This is a genomic window from Buchnera aphidicola (Anoecia corni), from assembly GCF_964056675.1.
Lineage (GTDB): Bacteria > Pseudomonadota > Gammaproteobacteria > Enterobacterales > Enterobacteriaceae > Buchnera_E > Buchnera_E aphidicola_B.
Map to the genome: position 1 here is coordinate 388,519 of NZ_OZ060371.1, position 24,773 is coordinate 413,291.

The 24,773-nt window shown below is 21.0% G+C and carries 14 protein-coding genes; 10 read left to right on the forward strand and 4 right to left on the reverse strand.

The genetic code is table 11. The annotated features are described in order from the left end of the window. Positions 1–173 precede the first annotated feature (173 nt). Positions 174–1,862, forward strand: coding sequence for a glutamine--tRNA ligase (locus AB4W63_RS01675; protein ID WP_367680864.1), 1,689 nt, complete (start codon positions 174–176; stop codon positions 1,860–1,862). Positions 1,863–2,945: 1,083 nt separating this feature from the next. Beyond that, the gene (eno, locus tag AB4W63_RS01680) at positions 2,946–4,232 is read left to right on the forward strand and encodes a phosphopyruvate hydratase (protein WP_367680865.1); all 1,287 of its coding nucleotides are present in this window, start codon (positions 2,946–2,948) and stop codon (positions 4,230–4,232) included. A gap of 604 nt (positions 4,233–4,836) precedes the next feature. Here the strand turns inward: eno and mutS are convergent. Beyond that, on the reverse strand, positions 4,837–7,350 hold the full coding sequence (gene mutS, locus AB4W63_RS01685; RefSeq protein WP_367680866.1) for a DNA mismatch repair protein MutS: 2,514 nt from the start codon (positions 7,348–7,350) through the stop codon (positions 4,837–4,839). A 922-nt stretch (positions 7,351–8,272) separates the two neighbouring features. On the opposite strand from mutS, the gene polA reads away from it, so the two are divergent. Beyond that, positions 8,273–11,041, forward strand: coding sequence for a DNA polymerase I (gene polA, locus AB4W63_RS01690; RefSeq protein ID WP_367680867.1), 2,769 nt, complete (start codon positions 8,273–8,275; stop codon positions 11,039–11,041). A gap of 153 nt (positions 11,042–11,194) precedes the next feature. Here the strand turns inward: polA and yihA are convergent, their stop codons facing one another. After that, on the reverse strand, positions 11,195–11,803 hold the full coding sequence (gene yihA / locus AB4W63_RS01695) for a ribosome biogenesis GTP-binding protein YihA/YsxC (RefSeq protein WP_367680868.1): 609 nt from the start codon (positions 11,801–11,803) through the stop codon (positions 11,195–11,197). 409 nt (positions 11,804–12,212) lie between these two features. Here yihA and typA point away from each other — a divergent pair, with 409 nt between their 5' ends. Next, positions 12,213–14,036 (forward strand): translational GTPase TypA, encoded by a 1,824-nt coding sequence (gene typA / locus AB4W63_RS01700; protein WP_367680869.1) that lies wholly within the window; start codon positions 12,213–12,215, stop codon positions 14,034–14,036. A 228-nt stretch (positions 14,037–14,264) separates the two neighbouring features. Here typA and gmk read toward each other — a convergent pair whose 3' ends face one another. Both gmk and ygfZ read right to left on the reverse strand, forming a co-directional pair. Next, positions 14,265–14,888, reverse strand: coding sequence for a guanylate kinase (gmk, locus tag AB4W63_RS01705; RefSeq protein ID WP_367680870.1), 624 nt, complete (start codon positions 14,886–14,888; stop codon positions 14,265–14,267). A 256-nt stretch (positions 14,889–15,144) separates the two neighbouring features. Then, positions 15,145–16,125 (reverse strand): tRNA-modifying protein YgfZ, encoded by a 981-nt coding sequence (gene ygfZ, locus AB4W63_RS01710; RefSeq protein WP_367680871.1) that lies wholly within the window; start codon positions 16,123–16,125, stop codon positions 15,145–15,147. 315 nt (positions 16,126–16,440) lie between these two features. Here ygfZ and prfB point away from each other — a divergent pair. The 6 genes from prfB (at position 16,441) to ybeY (ending at position 24,667) form a co-directional block, all read left to right on the forward strand. Next, positions 16,441–17,545, forward strand: a protein-coding gene (gene prfB / locus AB4W63_RS01715) for a peptide chain release factor 2 (protein ID WP_367681206.1) whose coding sequence is annotated in 2 segments (ribosomal slippage) — positions 16,441–16,515 and positions 16,517–17,545 — 1,104 coding nt in all. Because the reading frame shifts where the segments join, the coding sequence is not laid out codon by codon here. A 10-nt stretch (positions 17,546–17,555) separates the two neighbouring features. After that, complete coding sequence (lysS, locus tag AB4W63_RS01720) at positions 17,556–19,073, forward strand: lysine--tRNA ligase (RefSeq protein ID WP_367680872.1); 1,518 nt, start codon at positions 17,556–17,558, stop codon at positions 19,071–19,073. Between the two features lie 301 nt (positions 19,074–19,374). Further along, entirely contained in the window at positions 19,375–20,622 is a 1,248-nt protein-coding gene (lysA, locus tag AB4W63_RS01725; RefSeq protein ID WP_367680873.1) for a diaminopimelate decarboxylase, read from the forward strand. Between the two features lie 973 nt (positions 20,623–21,595). Next, complete coding sequence (gene thyA, locus AB4W63_RS01730; protein ID WP_367680874.1) at positions 21,596–22,390, forward strand: thymidylate synthase; 795 nt, start codon at positions 21,596–21,598, stop codon at positions 22,388–22,390. Positions 22,391–22,691: 301 nt separating this feature from the next. Further along, entirely contained in the window at positions 22,692–24,020 is a 1,329-nt protein-coding gene (gene miaB, locus AB4W63_RS01735) for a tRNA (N6-isopentenyl adenosine(37)-C2)-methylthiotransferase MiaB (RefSeq protein ID WP_367680875.1), read from the forward strand. Between the two features lie 203 nt (positions 24,021–24,223). Next, complete coding sequence (gene ybeY, locus AB4W63_RS01740; RefSeq protein WP_367680876.1) at positions 24,224–24,667, forward strand: rRNA maturation RNase YbeY; 444 nt, start codon at positions 24,224–24,226, stop codon at positions 24,665–24,667. The last annotated feature ends 106 nt before the right edge of the window (positions 24,668–24,773 follow it).

Here is a 24,773-nt window from a genome sequence, read left to right on the forward strand (position 1 = left end):
TTAAATTTATTTAATAAAATTAAATATATAGTATATTTATGATATTGTACCATAATATAAATCAATAAAGGAATAAAAAATGTTTTAAGTTTACAATAAAACTATTGCTTTGTTTATTTAATATTAACTAAAAATTATTATAAATTTATAATTTATTGTTTTTGAGGGAAAATATGAAAAATACATATAATAATAATTTTATTGAAAAAATAATTAGTAAAGATTTAAAAAATAAAATTCATAAAAAAATACGAACGCGATTTCCTCCTGAACCTAACGGTTATTTACATATTGGTCATGCCAAATCTATATATTTAAATTTTTATCTAGCAAAAAAATTTAATGGACGTTTTCATTTAAGATTTGATGACACTAATCCGATAAAAGAAAAAATATCTTATGTAAAAGCTATTAAAAAAGATTTAACATGGTTAGGATGTATATGGGATGGAAGTGAAAAATATACTTCTAGATATTTTAATTATTTATATGAATATGCTATAGAACTGATTAAAAAAGGTTTAGCTTACGTTGATAAACTAAAAAAAAACGAAATAAAAAAATATCGCGGTACATTAATTAAACCAGGAACTAATAGTCCTTACAGAAATCACACTATAGAAGAAAATTTATTTTTATTTAAAAAAATGAAGAATGGCGAATTTTCTGAAGGAAATGCATGTTTACGTGCTAAAATAGATATGAAATCTTCATTTATAGTAATGAGAGATCCTATTTTGTACCGTATTATATTTTCGAATCATCATCAAACTACAAATACTTGGTGTATTTATCCTACTTATGATTTTGCTCATTGTATATCAGATGCTATAGAACATATTACACATTCTTTGTGTACTTTAGAATTTCAAGATAATAGAAGACTATATAATTGGATTTTAGATAATATATCTATTAAATATAAACCTAAACAATACGAATTTTCAAAATTAAACATAGAATATTCAGTCTTATCTAAGAGAAAACTGAAAACTATTATTGAAAAAAAAATAGTAAATAATTGGGATGATCCAAGATTACTTACTATTTCAGGATTAAAACGAAGAGGATATACTCCTGAATCGATAAAAAACTTTTGTATGAAAATCGGAATTACTAAACAAGAAAATTCAGTTCAATTATCATTACTAGAATCTTGTATTCGATCAGATTTAAACGTGAGAGCTCCTAGAATAATGGCTATATTAGATCCAATTAAAATAATAATATACAATATGAATGATTCTCAAAAAGAAATTATAACTGTTCCCAATCATCCTAACAACAAAAAAATGGGAAATAGAAAATATATATTTTCAAAAGAAATATATATAGATAGATCTGATTTTAATGAGAAAAAAAGTAATAATAATATAAAATTATCTTATGGAACGTTTATTCGACTTAGATATGCGTACGTTATTACAGTTACTGAGATTAAAAAAGATAATTTTGGTAAAATTGTTTGTTTAATTTGTAAATATGATAAAAATACGTTTCGTAAAAATCCTACAAAATATCGTATTAGTGGAATTATTCATTGGATTGCAAAAGAAAATATTTTAAACGCTGTATTTAACATTTATAAACCTTTATTTAGAATCAAAAAACCTGATTTAGAAAAAACATATTTACCATTTATAAATGAAAATTCATTAGTAAAAAAAAATGGAATAGTAGAAAAAAGTATTATTTTCAATAGTAAAAACAATTTTTATCAATTTGAAAGAGTAGGATATTTTTGTATTGATAAAGACAGTTTAGATAAATTAAATGTAAAAAATCATATAATTACTTTTAATAGAATAGTTACATTAAAGGAAAGAAAAAATAATAAATTGTTAAAAAAACAACAACGTTAAAATACTTATTTTATTTATTTTATCATGTAAAAAGATTTATTTAGTTAATTTTAAATAAATTTTAAGTTTATTAATAATAGTATTATTTAAAATATTTTTTTAAAATTATTTCTATCACAACTAAATTTTTTTTTTCATTTTTATTTAATATTTTAAAATTTATGCGAAAAATCGTATTTTTATATGAATAAAAAGATAAATTATAATAAATTTATTTAGTGTATATTTACATAAATAATATCTATTTATTAAAGAAAAATATTACTACACATACATATATAGTTTGTGATTAATCGAACAGTAACTAACTAGATTGATACGTTTTAAATTTGATTAATTAAAAGAAAATCAAACATCAATCTTGTACAATATCGCATTTAGTTGTTCACTTAAAAAAATATATATAATTATTAATATTTAGTAAGAAAGAATATAAAAAATATTTTTTTTTTAAAATTGCGATAAAACATTTTGTTTAAATCACAAATAAATTATATGTTTAGTCATGTTATATATTTAATATTTAAGAATTAACAATTTAATAAAAAAACACATGATTTTTTTAATTTTTTAATAAATTGCATTGCTTAAATTTCAATTGTTACTAATATAATGAATATTCATTCTATTAATAATTTAATAAATATAAATAAATCTTAATATTTTATTATTAAACTAAATATATAGTAATATTGATTAATATTTTTTTGTATAAAAATATATATAGATTTAAAAAAATGTGCATGTTATTAAAATATTGTTTATATGTTATACATTTATATATACAATAAATATTGCAGTAAAAACTACTACTAGTAGTAGTATGTTACAAATAAAAAAATGTCAATGAACAATTAATTATTTACAAATATAAATATAACAAAAATTACACATCATTTATTAATATTAAAATTACTTTATGTTATTTTTTTCATACAAATGATTTTTATTCAAAATAAGCATATGAGATATTAATTCTATTAATAATACAGTTAAAGTAGTTTATTTAAGCTTATATCTTTCATAAAAAAATATATATGCACCGTTTTATATACAAAAAAAATTATTTTATAGGAAACAATAATGTCAAAAATTAAAAAAATAATTTCTAGAGAAATAATTGATTCCAGAGGATACCCGACTGTTGAAACGGATGTTTATTTACAAGATGGTACTTTTGGAAGAGCATCATGTCCATCAGGAGCTTCAAAAGGAAAACAAGAAGCAGTAGAGTTAAGGGATAATGATCTTTTAAGATTTTGTGGAAAAGGAGTAAAAAAATCTGTTCATTTAATTAATAATGATTTTAATAATCTTTTAAAAAATTATGATTGTACTGATCAAAACAAAATAGATTTAGCTATGATAAATTTTGATGGGACTGAAAATAAATCTAATTTGGGAGCGAATAGTATTCTATCTATTTCTTTAGCAGTAGCAAAAGCTGCATCAAAATATAAAAAGATACCTTTTTTTCAATATATTGCTGAAATAAATAATACAGATAATAAACTATCTATGCCGATTCCAATGATTAATATAATTAATGGAGGAAAACATGCAAATAATAATTTAGATATACAAGAATTCATGATTCGTCCTATAGGAGTAAAAACTATTAAAGAATCTATAGAAATAGGAGCAAAAATATTTCATTCTTTAGGAAAAATTTTAACAAGAAAAGGAATGAGTACTGCAGTAGGAGATGAAGGAGGATATGCTCCTAATTTAAAAAACAACGAAGAAGCTTTGCAATTAATTAAAGAATCTATAGAAAATTCTGGCTATATTTTAGGAGAAAATATTTCAATAGCTATTGATTGTGCTGCTTCTGAATTATTTTCTTCTAAAGAAAAAAAATATGTTTTAGACAACAAAAATAAAAAATTTACATATAAAGAATTTACTAATTATCTAGAAGAATTATCTGATAAATATTTTATATCTTCGATAGAAGATGGACAGCATGAATCAGATTGGAATGGTTTTAAATATCAAACTGAAAAATTAGGAAAAAAAATACAAATAGTAGGAGATGATTTATTTGTTACTAACTCTAACTTGTTAAAAAAAGGAATAAAAAATAACATTGCTAATGCTATTTTAATAAAACCTAATCAAATTGGGACATTAACTGAAACATTGCAAACTATTAAAATAGCACAAAAAGCAAATTATAAGGTGATTATTTCACATAGATCGGGTGAAACTGAAGATGTGACTATTGCAGATTTGTCTGTTGGAACTAATGCTGGGCAAATTAAAACTGGGTCTATGAGCAGAACAGAAAGAGTAGCAAAATATAATCAATTAATAAGAATTGAAGAATTAATAGAGAAAAATTTGACTCCTTTATGTTCTTTTGTTTAAGTAAATTATTTTAATTAATAAAAAATTAATTGCATAAATCTTATCTTTTAGATATAAAATATTCATATATTAAATAAAATATTAAATATTATCTATCAATTTTTTTACACATGTTGTATTAGTAATTTCTAATACAACAAAATTTTTACTTTATAAATATAAAAATACTAATAATTATTATTAAGATGCTTTTGTACAAAAATGTTATTTATTTTTGTATAAAAGTGAAAATAAACTTTATTAATTTTTAATTTTAAAATGCTAAAAGTATTAAATATATATTTAAATTTGCAAAAATACAAAATCAAATTGGTTAAATATAAATTTAATTCACTCTTTTAAACAAATAATTTTGTAATTTGTTAATAAATATATTAAACATTGTTTATTTATAAATTTTTTTTATTCATATCTAAGATAGAATACGTAATTACCGATATAAAATTAAAATTGTTTACTGGAATTAATATTCTTAGTGAAAAATGTGCTATTTAATTTGTATTATACGTTTGAATAGATTTAGATCTTATTCACATAATAATTTGAAATACAACAATTAAAATTTAAATTAGTTTAATTTTATTAAAAATAAAATGCTTTTTATTTAATTTATTAAAATTTTTTTTAAAAAATTAAGCACTATTAATGATTTTAAAGGTTTTATTTTATTAAAGTTAATTTTCTTTATTAATTTAATTGCCTTTATAATAGGTAATTTTTGTTCTTTATGGATTTGTTTTAATTTTTTTTTAGCATTTAAGACGACTTTTTTAGGAAATCCAGATAGTAAAGCTACTGACAAACCATAGCTTTTTTCTGTAAATCCTTTTTTTAAAACATAATTAAAAAAAATTTCATTATTTTTAAACAAAGAATCAAAATAAATATTTTTTATATTTTTATATTTTTTTTCCAAATCTGACAATTCAGAATAATGAGTAGAAAAAAGAGTCATGCATTTTATATCTTTAGCTAAATTTTTAGCACAAGACCAAGCTAAAGATAATCCGTCTTGCGGTGAAGTACCTCTTCCTAATTCATCTATGATAACTAGACTATTTGATGTAGCATGATTTAAAATATAAGCAGTTTCTAACATTTCCATCATAAACGTTGATTTTCCAGAATACAAATCATCATGAGCTCCAATACGAGTAAATATTTTATCAATAGGACCAATTGATGCTTTTGTAGCTGGAACATAACTTCCAATATAAGACAAAATTACTATAATTGCTATTTGGCGCATATAAGTACTTTTTCCACCCATATTAGGACCTGTAATTATCGACATTCTTTTTTTTGAAGATAAATAAGTTGAGTTAGGAATGAAACTTTTCTCTTTTGCTAACTCAACTATTGGATGTCTTCCATTAATTATACTAATACCATAATTTTTTGTTAAAGTAGGGCAAACATAATTTAAATTAATTGCTATTTTTGCAAAGTTATTTAATACATCTAATTCTGCAATAGAATAAGAAGTTTTTTTTAATTTTTCTAAAAACGGAGTGATTTTATGTAATATACTTAAATATATTTCTTTTTCAATATCAATAGAAATAGTCTTTGCATATAAAATTTTTTCTTGATAATTTTCTATTTCAGGTATTATATATCTTTCTGTATGTTTTAAAGTTTGTTTTCGGAAATAATTATTAGGAATTAAACAACTATCTTTTTTGTTTACTTGTAAATAATATCCAATAATTTTATTAAATCCTATTTTTAAGGAATTCGCTCCAATTTTTTTTTTTTGTTTAAGTTCAATTTTTTTTAAGTAGCTTAAAGAATCGTGAGCTATTTCTCGCCATCGATCAAGTTTTTTGCTAAATCCAGTAGCAATAACATTACCATAATTTATATAATAAGATGGCATAGGTTGAATAGCATTGTGTAAAAGTGTATTTAAACTTTTGCATAAATGTATTTTATTGTTTAAACGAATTAAATTTTTTTCTAATATTTTAGAGAGAAGTATTTTTAATTTTGGTAATAATGATAATAAATTTCTTAAATTTACCAAATCTTTTGGAATAGATTGGTTTAATGATATACGAGTTATTATTCTTTCTAAATCATGAAATTTTTCTAAAATAGAAGTTATTTTCTGATAGTTTTTTAACAAAATAGTTACACTATTTTGTCTATTAACAATTTCGCTTGTATTACATATGGGAGAAACAAGCCATCTCTTTAACAATCTACTGCCCATCAATGTAGATGTTTTATTTATTAAAGACAACAAAGAACCATTTTTATTAGAAATATTTTTACTTTCATTAATTTCTAAATTTTTTCTAGTAGAAAGATTCATATATATATATATATGTTTATTTTTTATTTTTAAATTTTGAATATGAGATGGAATATTTTTTTTTATATATTTTACATATTGTAAAATACTACCTGCTGCTCGAACTCCTAATTTTTTTGTTTTGAGTTTACTTTTTTGTTTTTTATTACTTAAAAAATGTGAAATAAGTACTTGATATGATTTTTTCAAATTAAAATTTGATATAGATCTTTTTTGTATTCCTATTCTTTTATTAAATAAAAACGAATAAGCAAAATTTTTTGGTAGTAAAATTTCTTCTGGATTAGTTTTTTCTATTTCTGACATTAAATCGTTTATATGATTAAATTCTAAAATTTCTAATTTTCCTAAACATAAATTCAAGCTAGAATATCCAAAAGAATTATCTTTTTCAAAAATAGATACTAATAAATTATCTTTTTTTCCATTTAATAATTCTTCATTAACTACAGTTCCAGGTGTAATAACTTGTACAATTTTTCGTGGTATAAGACTGTTATTAAATAATTTATTGTTAACTTGATCACAAATTACAATAGATTTTCCTAATTTTAGCAACTTCTTACAATAATAATTTATTTTTTGACATGGAAAACCTGCCATTGGAACAACTTTTTTTGCAGAAAAGCCTTTTTTAGTCAAAACAATTTTTAATATTGATGTTGCAATTTTCGCATCTTCGTAAAAAAGTTCATAAAAATCACCTATTTGAAAAAATAAAAACATATTAGGGTATAATTTTTTTATTGATAAATACTGTTGAATTATTGGAGTATGTCTATAACAATTTGTATTTAGCATGAATATTCCATATTGATAAATTTAAAAACTTTAATAGTTGTTATAAAAAAAAATATCAAATGATAAAATCAAATGAATGTGTCTATATTAGTTAAAAACTAGATATAAAACTTGTTATAAATATATATTTACATTGTAAATTCATTTAAATATATATATTTAATATATATAAAAAATTTAGTAAATGTTTACAACAATGAATAAAACACTACAAAATTGTATGTATGTATCTTTAGCAATAACTAAATTTAAATTTTAAAATTATGAGTATAAATACCTTTTGTAAATGAAAATTATTTTAAACTAGTAATAGTTTAAATTTCATTTTCTTATTATCTTATTTATTAAATAAATAAGTTATATTTGTTAATTTATCTATTTTGTGTAATTTTAAAGTTTTTATTTAATAACAAAAAAAAAATAATTTAAAATTAATAAATGTAACTTTTGTTAATTAATTATTTTAAATTGAAAATATCGTGTATAACAATCGCGTTTAGTAAATATTTTATATATATATATAAAATATACTTGGTATAAAAGATAAAAATAAATTGTTAGTTAAAAATTTTAATACATTTTTTAAAATTAAGTGTTTTTTATTTAACATTTTACATTTTTTAACAATATTTCATAACAATACTACCAGCGTTGTTTAAAAAAAATAAAAAAATGCATTTTACAAATAGTTACTTATTATCCTAGAGAATTAATTTTAAATTAAATATACAAATTATAAATTAAGTATTTTCAATTAAAACAAATTTAATTCAATAATATTTGTTAGTGTAATCAAAAAAATGTAATTATAAAATTATCTTGTAAAACTTAATTATTTATATAATTTTATAATATTTTATATGTATAAATGTAAAATATGTAAATTATTCATTCATATATATTTTAATAATGGAATGCTGGAATGAAAAACATACATCAAAAAAATATAATTTTAGTAGATGGAACGTCTTGTTTATATCGGGCATATTATGCTTTTCCATTTTTTTTTAATTCAAAAGGACAGCCATCAGGAGCTATTTATGGAGTATTAAATATAATTCGAAGTTTATTTTTAAATTATGATCCATATACAATGATCATTATTTTTGATTCTTCTAAAAAAAACTTTCGTAAAAAATTATATAAAAACTATAAGAAAAATAGATCATCTATGCCTGAAAATTTAAAAATTCAAATTGATCCTTTGTATCAAGTTATTGAATATCTTGGTATTCCTTTAATAATTGAATCTAACGTAGAAGCAGATGATGTTATTGGAACATTATCAAAATTAGCAGAACAAAAAAATTTTTCTGTTCTTATTAGTAGTACTGATAAAGATATGGCTCAATTAGTTAATAAAAATATTTCGATTATAGATAACTCAAAAAAGTGTATTTTAGGACCTAAAGAAATAAAAAAAAAATATGGCGTTAAAGCAGAATATATAAACCATTTTTTAGCGTTAACAGGAGATGTTTCAGACAATGTTCCTGGAGTTTTGGGAATAGGAAAAAAAACAGCATTGATATTAATAAATAGATTTGGAAGTATTAAAAATATTTATAAAAACCTTAAGAAAATTCAAGAACTATCATTAAGAGGGAAAGTTAGAATTCAAAAAAATTTAAAAAAATATCAAAAAAATGCTTTTTTATCACTTAAATTAACAACAATTAAACTAAATGTTTCTTTGAAAGAAAATATAGAAAATATGTTATTATTAAAACCAAAAATTAACTTATTATTACATTTTTTTCATTACTATGAATTTAATTATTTTTATAAATTGTTTTTAATTAATGAATGGTTTTTTCCAAAAAATCATAATTTTATCGTGAAAAAAAAAGAAAAATATAAAAAATATGAAAAAAATTATTATAATAATATGATTTTAGATAAAAAAAATTTTAAATTATGGTTAAATGAATTTAAAGAAAACAAGAAATTTTCATTTTTTTTTGATATTTACTATATAAACGAAACAATTTTTAATATTAATGGAATAGTACTTTCTGCAGAAAAAAATAAATTCTGTTATTTAGTTTTTAAAACTAATAAATTAAATATTATTAGTAATCTTAATATAAATGTGGTTTTTAAAAAATTGAAAATCATGTTTGAAGATCCAAACGTTGTAAAAATAACAGAAAACTTAAAATTACAATATTTTATTTTGTTTTTTTTAAAAATAAAAATATGTAATAGATATTTTGATACTATGTTAGAGTTATATTTATTTAAATATAATAAATTATCATATGATAATACAAACGTTTTTATTATAAACAATATTTTTAAGTATTCTAAATATGAAAAACTATTAGAAAATTCAAATTCGTTAATAAACTCAAATAAAACTTACTCTAGTAAAATCACATCAATAGACCATATAAAAAAAATTATAAAAAAAAGTTATTTTATTTTCAAAACTCATATGCATATATTGCCTTTAATAAAAAAAAATAAAGTTATGTTTAATTTATATAAGAACATTGATTTACCATTAGTAAAAACGCTTTTTAAAATGGAGTTGAATGGGGTTTTAATAGACTGTAATTTACTAAAATCATTTTCTAAAAATATAACTAAAAAACTAATTAAACTAGAAAAAAAAGCTTATATTCATTCTGGAACAATATTTAACTTATCATCTACAAAGCAAATTCAAGAAATTTTTTTTAAAAAAAAACTATTTGTTGCAAAAAAAAATAAAAAATTTTCTACTAATAAAAAAGTATTGTTAACATTATCTAAATATGATCCTCTTCCTCAGATTATATTAAAATACCGTAGTTTACGAAAATTGCAATCTACTTATATAAACAAGCTACCTAAAATGGTTAGAAAAGATTCAAAAAGAATACATACTTCTTATTATCAAACTATTACAAATACTGGAAGATTATCTTCAAAAAATCCTAATTTACAGAACATTCCGATCGATAAAAAAAATAAAAAAAATATTCGAACAGCATTTATAGCACCAAAAAATTTTGTAATAATGAGTGCTGATTATTCGCAAATAGAATTAAGAATCATAGCTCATTTATCAAATGATAAAGCTTTAGTTCATGCTTTTAATACTGGGAAAGACATACATAGTATAACTGCATCAGATTTATTTCATGTAAACGTTAGTTCAGTAACGTTTGAGCAAAGAAAAATAGCTAAAACAATTAATTTTTCTGTAATATATGGAATTAGTGCTTTTGGATTAGCACAAAAACTAGATATTGAAATTACTGCTGCTGAAAAATATATTCATTTATATTTTAAAAAATATAGTGGAGTACATAAATATATAGAAAAAATTAAAATTATTGCAGCGAAAAAAGGTTATGTAAGAACTATAGATAAACGAAAGCTATATATCCGAAACATACAATCTAATAATAAAAATTATCAAAAAGCTGCTGAAAGAGTTGCTGTAAATGCTCCTATTCAAGGTACAGCAGCAGACATTATAAAAAAAGCTATGATATATGTTAATAATGATTTAGAACAATATTTTTTAAAACATGCAGGAATGATCATGCAAGTTCATGATGAACTAGTATTTGAAATAAGAAAAGAAAAATCTTTTGATATTGCTAAACGTATACAAAAAATTATGGAATCATGTGTACATTTAAATGTACCTTTAAAAGTTAACATAAAAATAGGAAAAAATTGGAATGCAGTGATGTGAAAAAATTTATATTCAAAAATTTAGTATGTTTTATAATTTAAAATACTTTTATACGATTAATAATCGCTTAAATTAACATTATTTATATTTTATATTAAACATTTAACATAAATTTTTATTCCAAATATCATTAGAATTAAATAATTTTATTGTTTAAATTTTTCTACGATTTTGGTGCCAATAATATATTTTTCTTTTTAAATAATCAATACCTGTTTTTTTTAAAGCAGAAAATGTAATTATATCTATGTTATTATGTTTTACAGATAGTTTTTCTTTTACTTGCAATATTTTTATTTTTTGAGAATTTAATGCAATCTTATCTGATTTATTCAACAGAACTAATACAGGAATATTATTTTCACAAGCTTTTTTTATAAAAAATAAATCAAAAGTTTTTAATGGATGCCTAATATCCATAATGTTAATTAAACCTTTTAAATTTTTATTAGTTTTAATATACTTAGTAAGTTCTAATTTTAGTTTATTTTTTATTTTTTTTTGAATAGTTGAATAACCATATCCAGGAAAATCTACTAATTTCAAATTAGTTGATACTTGAAAAAAATTAATTGTTTTTGTACTTCCTGGAGTTTTTCCAATACGAGCTAAATTTTTTCTGTTTATTAATGCATTTATTGAACTAGATTTTCCTGAATTTGAATAACCAAAAAACGCGATTTCCGTCCAAGAATTTAAATACTTTAAAGGCACTTTTAATGCACTAGTTAAAAATTTTGTATTTTCATATTTATAATTCATTGCTTGTACCCTTATCAAAGTAATGTCATAACTGTTTATAACAAAAATTTACTTTTTAAAACAAACCATTATATTATAAATAAAAAATCATTTTTAATATAAGAATATTTTTTTTAAAAAATATTTTTTACATTATATAAGTAATTATTTATATATGTTTTTATTTATAAAAATTTTCAATTGAATACATTATTTTATAAGTTTTCTTTTAACTCAAAGTGCTATATATACAAAAAATATAGTTCTAAATAATTATTATTATACAACAGGTATTTAAATATTAATTTTATAAAAAATCAAAAAAAATATTGTTTCAAATTCAATATTTAGAATAAATATTTAAAAATTTGTCAATTACATAATTTATTTAATTTATAAAAAATCTAATTTTACATTATTTTGAGAAAATATGAATAAAAAACTGAGAAACGTTGCTATTATTGCTCATGTAGACCATGGGAAGACAACATTGTTAGACAAGTTATTACAACAATCTGGTGTATTTCAAGATCATGAAGAAACTACAGAAAGAGTGATGGATTCTAATGAATTAGAAAAAGAAAGAGGAATTACTATTCTTGCTAAAAATACTTCAATTATATGGAAAGAATATAGAATAAATATAATAGATACTCCTGGACATGCAGATTTTGGAGGTGAAGTAGAAAGAGTTCTATCTATGGTTGATTCAGTATTATTAGTTGTAGATGCTCTTGACGGTCCTATGCCACAAACAAGATTTGTTACTCAAAAAGCGTTTAAACATAATATTAATCCTATAGTAGTAATAAATAAAATAGACAGAGAAAACTCACGTCCTGATTGGGTATTAGATCAAATATTTGACTTGTTTGTAAGTTTAAAAGCTTCTGACAAACAATTAGATTTTCCAATTATTTATACTTCTGCTCTATTAGGAATTGCTGGAACTGATTACTTAAATATGGGGAGCAATATGAATCCTTTATTTGAAGCAATTATAAAATATGTTCCAAAACCATCTATAAATAATAATCCTTTTTTTCAAATGCAAATTTCGCAATTAGGGTATGACAATTATTTAGGAACAATTGGTATTGGAAAAATACAATCAGGAAGTGTAAAACCTAATCAGAAAGTAATTGTGATTGATAATAATAATTGTACTAGAATAGGAAAAATAAATACAGTCCTTGGATATTTAGGTTTAAAAAGAAATGAAATACAACTAGCAAAAGCAGGGGATATTGTTGCCATTACTGGAATTGATAACTTATTAATTTCTAATACAATATGCGATCCTGATAATATTCAAGCAATGCCAGTTTTAAAAGTTGATGAACCTACTGTAAAAATGTTTTTTTGTGTAAATACTTCTCCTTTTTGCGGAAAAGAAGGAAAAAATGTTAATTCTCGTCAAATTATTGCTCGTTTAAGAAAAGAAACAAAATACAATGTAGCTTTACAAGTAGAAGAAACTACGGATGCTAATGTTTTCTGTGTTTCTGGAAGAGGAGAACTACATTTATCTATATTAATTGAAAATATGAGAAGAGAAGGATTTGAATTAGAAGTATCTCGTCCAACTATAATATTTAAATTTATTAACAATATTGAACATGAACCATTCGAATCTTTAATTATAGATATTGAATCAAAATACCAAGGAGTCATTATGAAAAATATAGGAGAAAAAAAAGGAGAATTAAAAAATATTTTTTCAGATGAAATATCTAGAGTTAGATTAGAATACATTATTTCTAGTAGATCTCTAATAGGTTTTAGAACTGAATTTATGAATATAACATGCGGTACAGGATTATTTTATTCTGCTTTTAGCCATTATGAAAAAATTCAAAAAAATAAAATAACACAAAGAAGAAACGGAGTACTAATTTCTAATAAAACTGGAAAAGCTACAGCATTTGCTTTATTTAATTTGCAAGAGAGAGGAAAATTATTTTTAGAACATGGAGATGTAGTTTATGAAGGTCAAATTGTTGGAATACATAATAGGATAAATGATTTAACAGTAAATTGTTTAACCGGTAAAAAACTCACTAATATGAGAGCTTCTGGATCTGACGAAGCTATTGTTTTAACTCCTCCTATTAAATTAACTTTAGAACAATCGCTGGCTTTTATTAATGATGATGAATTAGTCGAAATAACTCCTATTTCTATTCGATTGAGAAAAAAATATTTAACTGAAAGTAAAAGAAAACAAGAAATACGAAAAAATAAAATTTTATAAATAATATATATATATTTTATTTTAAGTAGAAAATTTATATATGTTTTATATAGTTATTAAACAGAATAGTTATCACCTAGATAGGATTATCTGAATAATTCTATCTAAATAATATATGTTGAAGTGATAATCAAATTAATATAAAAAAAAATATTTGTATATAACATATTAAAAAAAAATAACCATAAAAAAAATTTCGGATACATTTTAAAAATAAAAAAATTTTAATTACTTGTTTAAAAGATTTTGAATTAAATTAATATTATGCTTCTTTTGGTGTTCTATAGATAAACGCTGTGATAATATTATATATTTAATGTCTAATAAAGATGCATCAAAATCATCATTTACTATGATATAATCATATTGATAAAATCGACTTATTTCAGTTTTTACCATTTTCATTCTTTTAGAAATAATAAAGTTGCTATCTTGATTTCTTTTTTTTAATCTAGAAAGTAATTCTTTTTTTGAAGGAGGTAATAAAAAAATACTTTTAGAATTAATATTTTTTTTCTTTATTTGTTTTGCTCCTTGCCAATCAATATCTAAAAAAACATCTTTTCCACTAATTAGTTTATTATTAATCGATGTATAAGATGTTCCATAATAATGGTTAAAAACTTTTGCATATTCTATAAATTTATTTTTTTTTATCATAATTTTAAATTTTTTTATAGAAACGAAATAATAATCTTTCCCGTTTATTTCTCCAGGACGAACTGATCTAGTAGTATGAGATACAGATACTTCGATATTATTTATAATTTTTTTCTTTAGAAAAGCTCTGATTAAACTAGATTTTCCTGTACCACTTGGTGCGGAAATAATAAATAATGTGCCTTTTGTCATTATATAGAATACGCTGTATGTTCGATAATGTTTGCTAAAATAGCTAATATATATAAAAATTTTCTATAAATAAATTTTAAAATTGTTCTATTTAGTGAATAGAAAATATTAATTTTAAATTTAAAAATTATACATTTCATATGAAAAAAATGTATTTTATATGTATGAGTATATAGTTTTAAAAAATAAAAATTAAAATCGAATTACTTTTTTATAAAAATATTTATATATGAAATAAATAGTAAACATAAAATTCCTATAAAAAAGTTTTGTTGATTGATATTATATAAGACTTATGCAGTTTTAATCTAAAAGACATAGATGGACAATACTTATTATTTAATACTGCCTGAATCCAAGTGAATTGATTTCGTATATAAATGTAAGTTAATACTACTCCTGCATTATACCATATTTTATTTTTTTTAACTTCTAAAATATCACCTATTTTTATATCTTTAATAATTTCTTTGCTAATAATCCAAGATAAAACTCGTTTATTTTGTCTTTTAAATTTAGTAATAGAAATTATTTCTTGTCCTTTATAACATCCCTTATTATAATTAATTCCGTTCAATGCATATAGATTTAATGCTTGAGGAAGGAATTTTCCAGTATTTTTTATTTCGATAATAGGATATCCTGACTCAATATCGATTGATAACCATTTATCGTCATTTAAAATATTATAATTGTTAATTAAAAAATTATTTTTTAATAATTCTAGACTTGAAGATTTACTAACTATTATCAAATAACGCAATTTAAAAAAACTTAAATTTATAACAATAAATTTATTTAAAACATACGCATAATTTTTTTTGTTAAGTTTTTGATTAAAACATTTTTCTAAAATTATAGAAGAATATTTACCTATAATACCTAATATATAAAATTCTATTTCATCTACAATTAATACTTTAGAAAAAACAGCATATTTTTTTAGTTCATCAATAACTATGACTTTTACGCTAGAACGAAAAAATAAAAAATATTTTTTTTTACATTTAAAAATAATTAAGCTAGTTAATACTTTTCCTGATACATTACATAAAGCACAAAACTGTATAGTATTTTTAGGTAAAGAAATAATATCAATTGTTAATTGATTTTGTAGATACATTGTTGCATCAATTCCTGAAATCGACACTATACTCCATTCTTTTAAAAAAAACATAGGATACTTTGTTTCTAAAGAAAAAGAATCAACGGTCTTTGTTATTTTATTTGTAATCATTAATATTTCCTAAAACAATTAATTTATTATTGATATGTATTAAATACAAATTTAATATTTGAAATAAATTTACATTAATTTATTTTAATTAGATTTTATATATTTTCAATTATATTATAATAATTAAAAAAGTTATGATATATATTAAATATATCTCTAAGATTTTTTTTTTACTATAGTAATTTTTTTTAAAGTTAACAACGACTCTATTAGTAATAAAAAAAACATCAATATTTTTTACAAAAAAAATATAATTATAAAATTACGTTCATATGTTATAAAAAAATGATCTCATATTAAAGGATGTAAATGACTATGTATTCAATTAATTTTGTAAAAAAGTTATTAAACTCTGTATACAAAAAAAAAAAAAAAATTATGTATTATCTTTGAATATTATAAAAAAAAAGAACGTCTTACAGAAATCAATATAGAATTACAATCTATTAAAATATGGAAAGAAATTAATATTTCAAAAAAATTATTAAAAGAAAAATCTTTTTTAGAAGAACATTTATTTCCTATTGATAGCATACAAAAAAAAATAAATTATTTCAAAGAATTATTAGTGTTAGTAGAACAAGAAAAAAAAAAAGACAAAGAAATATTAGGTGACATTGTTAAAGAAATTTATAATTTACAATTTAAAATTAAAAAGTTAGAATTTTTAAAAATGTTTTCAAAAAAATATGATTCTCTAAATTGTTATATAGATATACAGTCTGGTTCTGGAGGAGAAGAATCTCAAGATTGGGCTAATATGTTATTAAAAATGTATCTTAAATGGATCTATAGTAAAAAGTTTAAAATCAATATTTTAGAAAAAACATTAGGGGAAAATAATGGAATAAAATCAGCAACTATTAAAGTTAAAGGACACTATGCTTTTGGATGGCTTAGAACAGAAGCTGGAATTCATAGACTTGTTAGAAAAAATCCTTTTGATACTAATAATAAAAGACATACTTCTTTTTGTTCTATATTTATTTATCCTGATATTAATAAAGGTTTCAATACAAAAATTAATTATAATGAATTACGTATAGATGTTTACAAATCATCTGGAGCAGGAGGTCAACATGTCAATAAAACAGAATCTGCTGTTCGAATTACACACATACCTACAGGTGTAGTAGTGCAATGTCAAAATAGTCGTTCTCAACATAAAAATAAAGAACAGGCTATGAAACAATTAATATCTAAAATTAATCATTTATCCTTAAAAAAAGAACAATTAAGAAAGAAAAAAATAGAAGATTCTAAACTAAATATTACTTGGGGTAATCACATTCGATCTTATGTATTAGATGATTCTAGAATAAAAGACGTAAGGACAAATATAGAATCTAGAAATATTCAGAAAGTATTAAATGGTCATTTAGACAAATTTATAAAAGCTAGTTTAAAACTAGGATTTTAGGATATAGAATATGAATAAAAAATCGATTTGTAACGAAATAAAACAAGAAACTACAGAAAAAAAAAATAGGGCTAATAAATTAGCATTTATGAAAAAAAACGGATTTAACTTTCCAAATTCTTTTAAAAGATCCCATACTGCTGATTTAATTCATAGAAAATATAAAACTTACACACGAGATATGCTTAAGACAAACATAGTTAAAGTAAATATAGCAGGAAGAGTAATGCAAAAAAGAATTATGGGAAAAAGTTCATTTATAACACTAAAAGATGTAAATACTTTAATTCAAATCTATTATAAAAAAAAATGTATAGAAAGTAATATATATTTAACGTCTAATGATATTCTAGATATAGGAGATATTTTAGGAATCGAAGGATATTTATTTAGAACAAAAACGAAAGAATTATCTGTATATTGTGAAAATATAATTTTATTAACAAAATCTGTTAATTCTTTTCCAGATAAATTTCATGGTTTATCGAATAAAGAATTGTGTTATAGAAAAAGACATTTAGATTTAATAACAAATAAAAAAACGTTTTTTAGGTTTCAACAAAGATCCTATATAGTTTCTAAGATTCGATCTTTTATGGAAAAAAATCATTTTTTAGAAGTAGAAACTCCTATAATGCAAAATGTTCCAGGAGGAGCTAACGCTCGTCCGTTTATAACTTACCATAACAGTTTAGATATAGATATTTATTTACGAATAGCCCCAGAATTATATTTAAAACGATTAATTATAGGTGGATTTGATAAAATTTTTGAAATAAATAAGAGCTTTAGGAATGAAGGTGTATCTGTTCGGCATAATCCAGAATTTACTATGATGGAAGCATATATGGCTTATCATAACTATAAAGATGCTATGAAATTTATAGAAAATTTATTTTTATATTTATGTACTGTAATTACAGGCACATACGCAATTGAATTTAATAAACATGTACTAAATTTTAAAAATAAGTTTAAAGTTATCTCTATGAAGGAATCTATTTTATTATTTAATTCTAATATCCGATTTTCAGATTTAAACAATTACAAAAAATTAAAAAATATATCCCTCTCTTTAGGAATAAAAAAAAACAAACAATGGGGAATTGGAAAGTTATTAAATGAAATTTTTGAAAAAACAGTAGAAAAGAAATTAATTGAACCTACGTTTATTGTTGATTATCCAACAGAAGTTTCACCATTGGCTAAAAATAAAAGAAATACTATAGAATATACAGAAAGATTTGAATTATTTATAGGAGGATATGAAATAGCAAATGGTTTTTCTGAATTAAATGATTCTGAAGAACAAAAAAATCGATTTCTGCAACAAAAAAAATATTATAAAAATACAAAACAAAAAAAATTTTTTTATGATAGTTCATATATTAATGCTTTAGAATATGGATTACCTCCAACTGCAGGATTAGGGATAGGTATTGATCGTTTAGTAATGTTATTTACTAATCAAAAAAATATACGGGATGTTATTTTATTTCCAGTTCTTCGTCCTAAAAATTTCAAGTAATTTATCGCTATATACTTTTATATTATTAAGTTAAATCACATTTAATTTTAATATGTTTTTACATTAAGTCTTAATTTAAATACTTTTTTCGAACAATAAATACAATTAATAATTATCTAAAATTGTTTTAATAAAAATTATAAAAAATGATATATTATATATATATATATGCAAAATCATACATTAGAAAATTATTTAGACTATTTTAGTAATGAAATTTGAAATTTTAACTTAGCTATATATAATAATTTATTAATAATGAAATACGTATGTTTACTATTATCATTTTAAGAGAAAAAATATGCCTTTTTCTGTTTTTACTACTAAAAGTGAATTAAATAAAAAAAATATTTTAAAATCTATTTCTTTATATAAAACACCACTATGGATATATGATGCAAATATTATAAAAAATCAAGTAAAAAAACTAAGTAAATTTAACGTTATTAGATATGCTCAAAAAGCATGTTCCAATATTCATATATTACGTTTGTTAAAAAAATGTGGTGTAAAAATAGATGCTGTATCTTACGGAGAAATTGAAAGAGCTTTAATGTCCGGGTTTAGTCCTAATAATGAAGAGATTGTTTATACATCTGATTCTTTCGATGAAGAGTCGTTAAATAAAGTTGTATCACAACATATTACAGTTAATATTGGATCTATAGATATGTTGCATCAATTGGGCAATATTTCTCCTAATCATAAGATATGGCTTAGAGTAAATCCAAAATTTGGATATGGACACCATAAAAAAACAAACACAGGGGGAGAAAACAGTAAACATGGAATATGGGATTTGCAATCAGCGATTAAATTAGTTAAAGTTTATAACTTTAATTTAGTAGGAATTCATATGCATATAGGATCTGGAGTAAATTATAAAAATCTAAAAAAAGTATGTGAATCTATGTTATCGTGCGTTACTAATTTAAACACTGATATATCATCAATATCAGCAGGAGGAGGTATTCCTATTTCATATAAATTGAATCAATCCTGTATTAATATTGATGAATATTTTACATTATGGAATGTTGTACAAAAAAAGCTGGCTAATTTTTTTAATCATCCTATTACATTAGAAATAGAGCCTGGACGTTTTTTAGTAGCAGAATCTTGTATTCTAGCAGCAAAAGTAAATGCTGTAAAAAAAATAAAAGATGTATATTTTGTAATTACAGACGCTGGATTTAACGATCTTGTTAGACCGGTAATGTATGGTAGTTATCATCATATATCTGTAATTTCTAATAGTTGCAAATTAATTAATAATAAAATAAAAAGAAAAACAGTAATTGCAGGACCTCTTTGTGAGTCAGGAGATATATTTACGCAATCTAATGATGGAGAAGTTAAACCAAGATTACTACCTTTAATAGAAATTGGTGATATTATTATATTTCATGATACAGGCGCTTACGGATCTTCTATGTCTTCAAATTATAATAGTAGACCATTAATTCCTGAAATATTATTTAATTTAGGAACCGTTAAAGTTATTAGAAGACGACAAACTATTTCTGAAATGCTTGCGTTAGAGCTTTAAATTAATTTTAAGATTGTTATAACTTAAATTTTATATTTACATCTAAAAAAAGATAATATGTACTATTTGTACAAAAAAAAATCTAGTAAACAAATTATATTTATTTTTTATACAAACGTGCTATACAAATAAATTGTATATTTATAAAAAATAATAAATGTTAATTATATTAATACATGTATTTTACATTTTATGAATATAAGTTTTTTTTAGTACTAAATTTAAAATTTATTTATAGGAATTAACTTATATTTTTGTTTATATATTACTAGTATAGTTTATATACTATAATTTAAAAATATATAAATCATAAAAAATATAAAACAAAATTTGTACTAATTGTAAAGAATTATTTAGATGAACGGATTAGATACATTTTTTGCAGAATTAATACTATCTATTGTTCATTTATTAATATTTAAAAAAAAACGTAAATTTTTTATAAAAAACTATTTAATTTACTATTATTAATTTTTTTAAAATAAAAACTAATATAAAATTGTGTTTTGCAAAAAACAATAATAACTCTAATTATTTTTCTTTAATCAAAATAAATTCAAAAAAACTATTTTATAAATATAGAAATATACTATAAATTAATTGCAAGCATTTAATATTTTCATTAAAACTTGTTATGTTGTTCAGACAACACTAAAAACGATTTATTATCGTATTTAATATTTTAATAAAATACAATAACTAATCACATATTTGATTTTGTTATATGTATTTTTTAAAAATCGTTAGAATTAATTTTAAAATATTTTTTTAATATTAACTAGTTTTTTTTATATTGGATTTAGTTATAAATTTGATACTTTAAATTATAACTAGATATATATAAAATTTAGATAATTAAATACACACACATATATATATATTACTACTATAATTTAAGTTTTATTTTTATACTATTTTTAGAAGTTAATTTGTTTCTATACTTTCACTTAAAAAAAATAATATAAATGATTATATGAAAAAATATTTAACATTATTAAAAACTATTATTAATAAAGGAACTATAAAAAAAAATAGAACAAACATTGATTCTAAATCTATTTTTGGTTATAGAATGAAATTTAATCTCAATGATGGATTTCCATTGTTAACAACTAAAAAGTGTAGCATTAAATCTATAGTTTATGAATTATTGTGGTTTTTAAGAGGGGATACAAACACAAAATATTTAAAAGAAAATAATGTATCCATTTGGAATAATTGGGAAAATATTGACGGCGACTTAGGACCAATTTATGGAAAACAATGGAGAAAATGGAAAACATACGATGGAAAACATATTGATCAAATTAATGAAGTAATTCATTTAATTATGACTAATCCGAATTCTAGAAGAATGATAGTATCTGCATGGAATGTTGCTGAAATAAAAAATATGTCATTACCTCCATGTCATTTACTCTTTCAATTTTATGTTGATGGACAATTCCTTAGTTGTCAACTATATCAACGTTCTTGTGATGTTTTTTTAGGATTACCTTTTAATTTAGCAAGTTATTCCTTACTAATTCATATGATTGCACAACAATGTAATTTAAAAGTTGGAAATTTTTTATGGATAGGAGGAGATGTACACTTATATGTTAATCACATTGGATTAGCTAAAATTCAATTAAGTAGAAAACCTAAACATCTTCCTATCATTGTATTCAATAGAAAACCAGATTCTATATTTGATTACAAATTTAATGATATTAAAATAATTAACTATTATCCTCATCCTGTAATAAAGGCAGAAATTGCTATATAATTAAACTTAATATTAAATATTATCATTTTTATTTTCAAACGTATTAAATATAAAAAATTGATTTACTATTTTTATAATATTAATGTTTTATTAACATAAAAACCACATTGATTTCAATAAATGCATAAAATGTAAAAAAATGAAAAAAATCTTACTTTTAATAAAATTTAAAAAATAGCAATAAACTTATTCTTTTAATATAAATTAATTTTCGATATAAATAATAGTATAAAAACATTATATTTTAATGAATTAAATTTATAAAATACAATTGATAATATAGCAATATTAAAATAAAAAAATGAAAAAAGTACATATTAAAACATGGGGTTGTCAAATGAATGAATATGATTCATCTTTAATTGCGATTTTTTTAAAGAGAAAAGAATCATATTTTTTAATTGATAGTGCGAAAAAAGCTGATATCTTAATTCTAAATACTTGTTCTATAAGAGAAAAAGCTCAAGAAAAATTATTTCATCAATTAGGAAGATGGAGAATCTTAAAAAAAAACAATCCAAATATAATTATAGCAGTCGGAGGCTGTGTTGCTACGCAAGAAGGAATAAAAATTTTTAATCGCGCTAATTATATTAATATAATTTTCGGAACTCAAACTCTACATCGATTACCTGATATGATTGAGTCTGCAATTCTTTCAAAAAAATTAATTATAGACATTATTAACTATAAATCTATAGAAAAATTTGACAATATACAATATACAATTACATCTACTTCAAGGATTTCTTCTTTAGTAGCTATTATGGAAGGATGCAACAAATATTGTTCTTTTTGTATTGTACCATATACAAGAGGAAGAGAAATTAGTAGACCGGTTATTGATATAATTAATGAAATTAAACAACTAACAAGATTGGGTACTAGAGAAGTTATTTTATTAGGACAAAATGTAAATTCTTATTTTGGAGAATATTCCAATAAAAAAAAATGTAATTTTTCTAAGCTATTATATTATATTTCAGAAATTAATGAAATTTATAGAATTCGATTTATTACTAGTCATCCAATTCATTTTACAAATGATTTGATTCATGCATACTCAAAATTACCTCAGCTAACTGATTCCCTTCATCTTCCAGTTCAAAGTGGATCAGATAGAATTTTAAAGCTTATGAGGAGACGATATTCTACTGTCCAATATAAAGTAATAGTAGAAAAATTAAAACTAATTAGACCAAAAATGCATATTTGTTCTGATTTTATAATTGGTTTTCCAGGAGAAACAAAAACAGATTTTAAACAAACTATGAAATTAGTAAACGATATATATTTTGACATGAGCTTTAGTTTTTTGTATTCACCACGACCTGGAACTCCTGCTTCTATTTTAAAACAAAACACAAGAATTGAAGAAAGAAAAAAAAGACTTTTTATACTGCAAAACAAAATTATTGTTCAATCAAAAAAATTGAGTTCAAATATGTTAAATACAACTCAGTCTGTTCTTGTTGACGGTATTGCAAAAAATGATATTATGAAATTATCAGGAAAAACAATGAATAATAGAACAGTTTACTTTGAAGGAAGACATTCTTGTATAGGAAAAATTGTGAAGATAAATATTACTAATGTAGGTAGACATACTCTGGTTGGAAAATTAGTTTAAAAAATATTTTTTATTTTAATTTAGTAAATTTTTTAATTTCAATAAACAAAAATATTACAGACAATTAATTACAATTAATAACATTAAAAATATAGAAATATATATTTTTTATATATAATTTTTTTTAAATATATAAATAGTTTTTTATTTTTAATAAAAAATTGTATTAACATTTTTTATATAAAAAAGTTTTATATTAAATTATGAATAAATATAGTGCAAAATTAGATTTGTTTAAAAATAAAGACATGAGAATTCCATCTAAAAAACATTTTAAAAATTTAGTTCAAATCGTTTCTAATGATCAACAAAAATCTATTTTTGTTTCTATAAAATGTGTAAAAAAAATTGAAATGATACGTTTAAATAAATTATACAGAAACATTAATAAAGAAACTAATGTCCTTGCTTTTCCATTTAGAGGACCATTTGTTAATCAAGAAATAAAAAATTTTATTGGAGATTTAGCTATATGTTATGAAACAGTAATTCAAGAATCGATCCAAGAAAAAAAAACTATACTCTATCATTTTTCGCATATTATAATTCATGGAATATTGCATTTAATTGGATTTGATCATTTAAATGATAGTTCAGCAAAAAAAATGGAGTCTTTAGAACAAAAATTATTATTAATTTCGAATTAATTTTTTTTTTAGATTTTTATTCTTTTAAAATATTATAAATATAGTTTATTAAAAATAGTAATATAATAAATTTATAGAAAACAATTTTATATTAATGAATTATTTA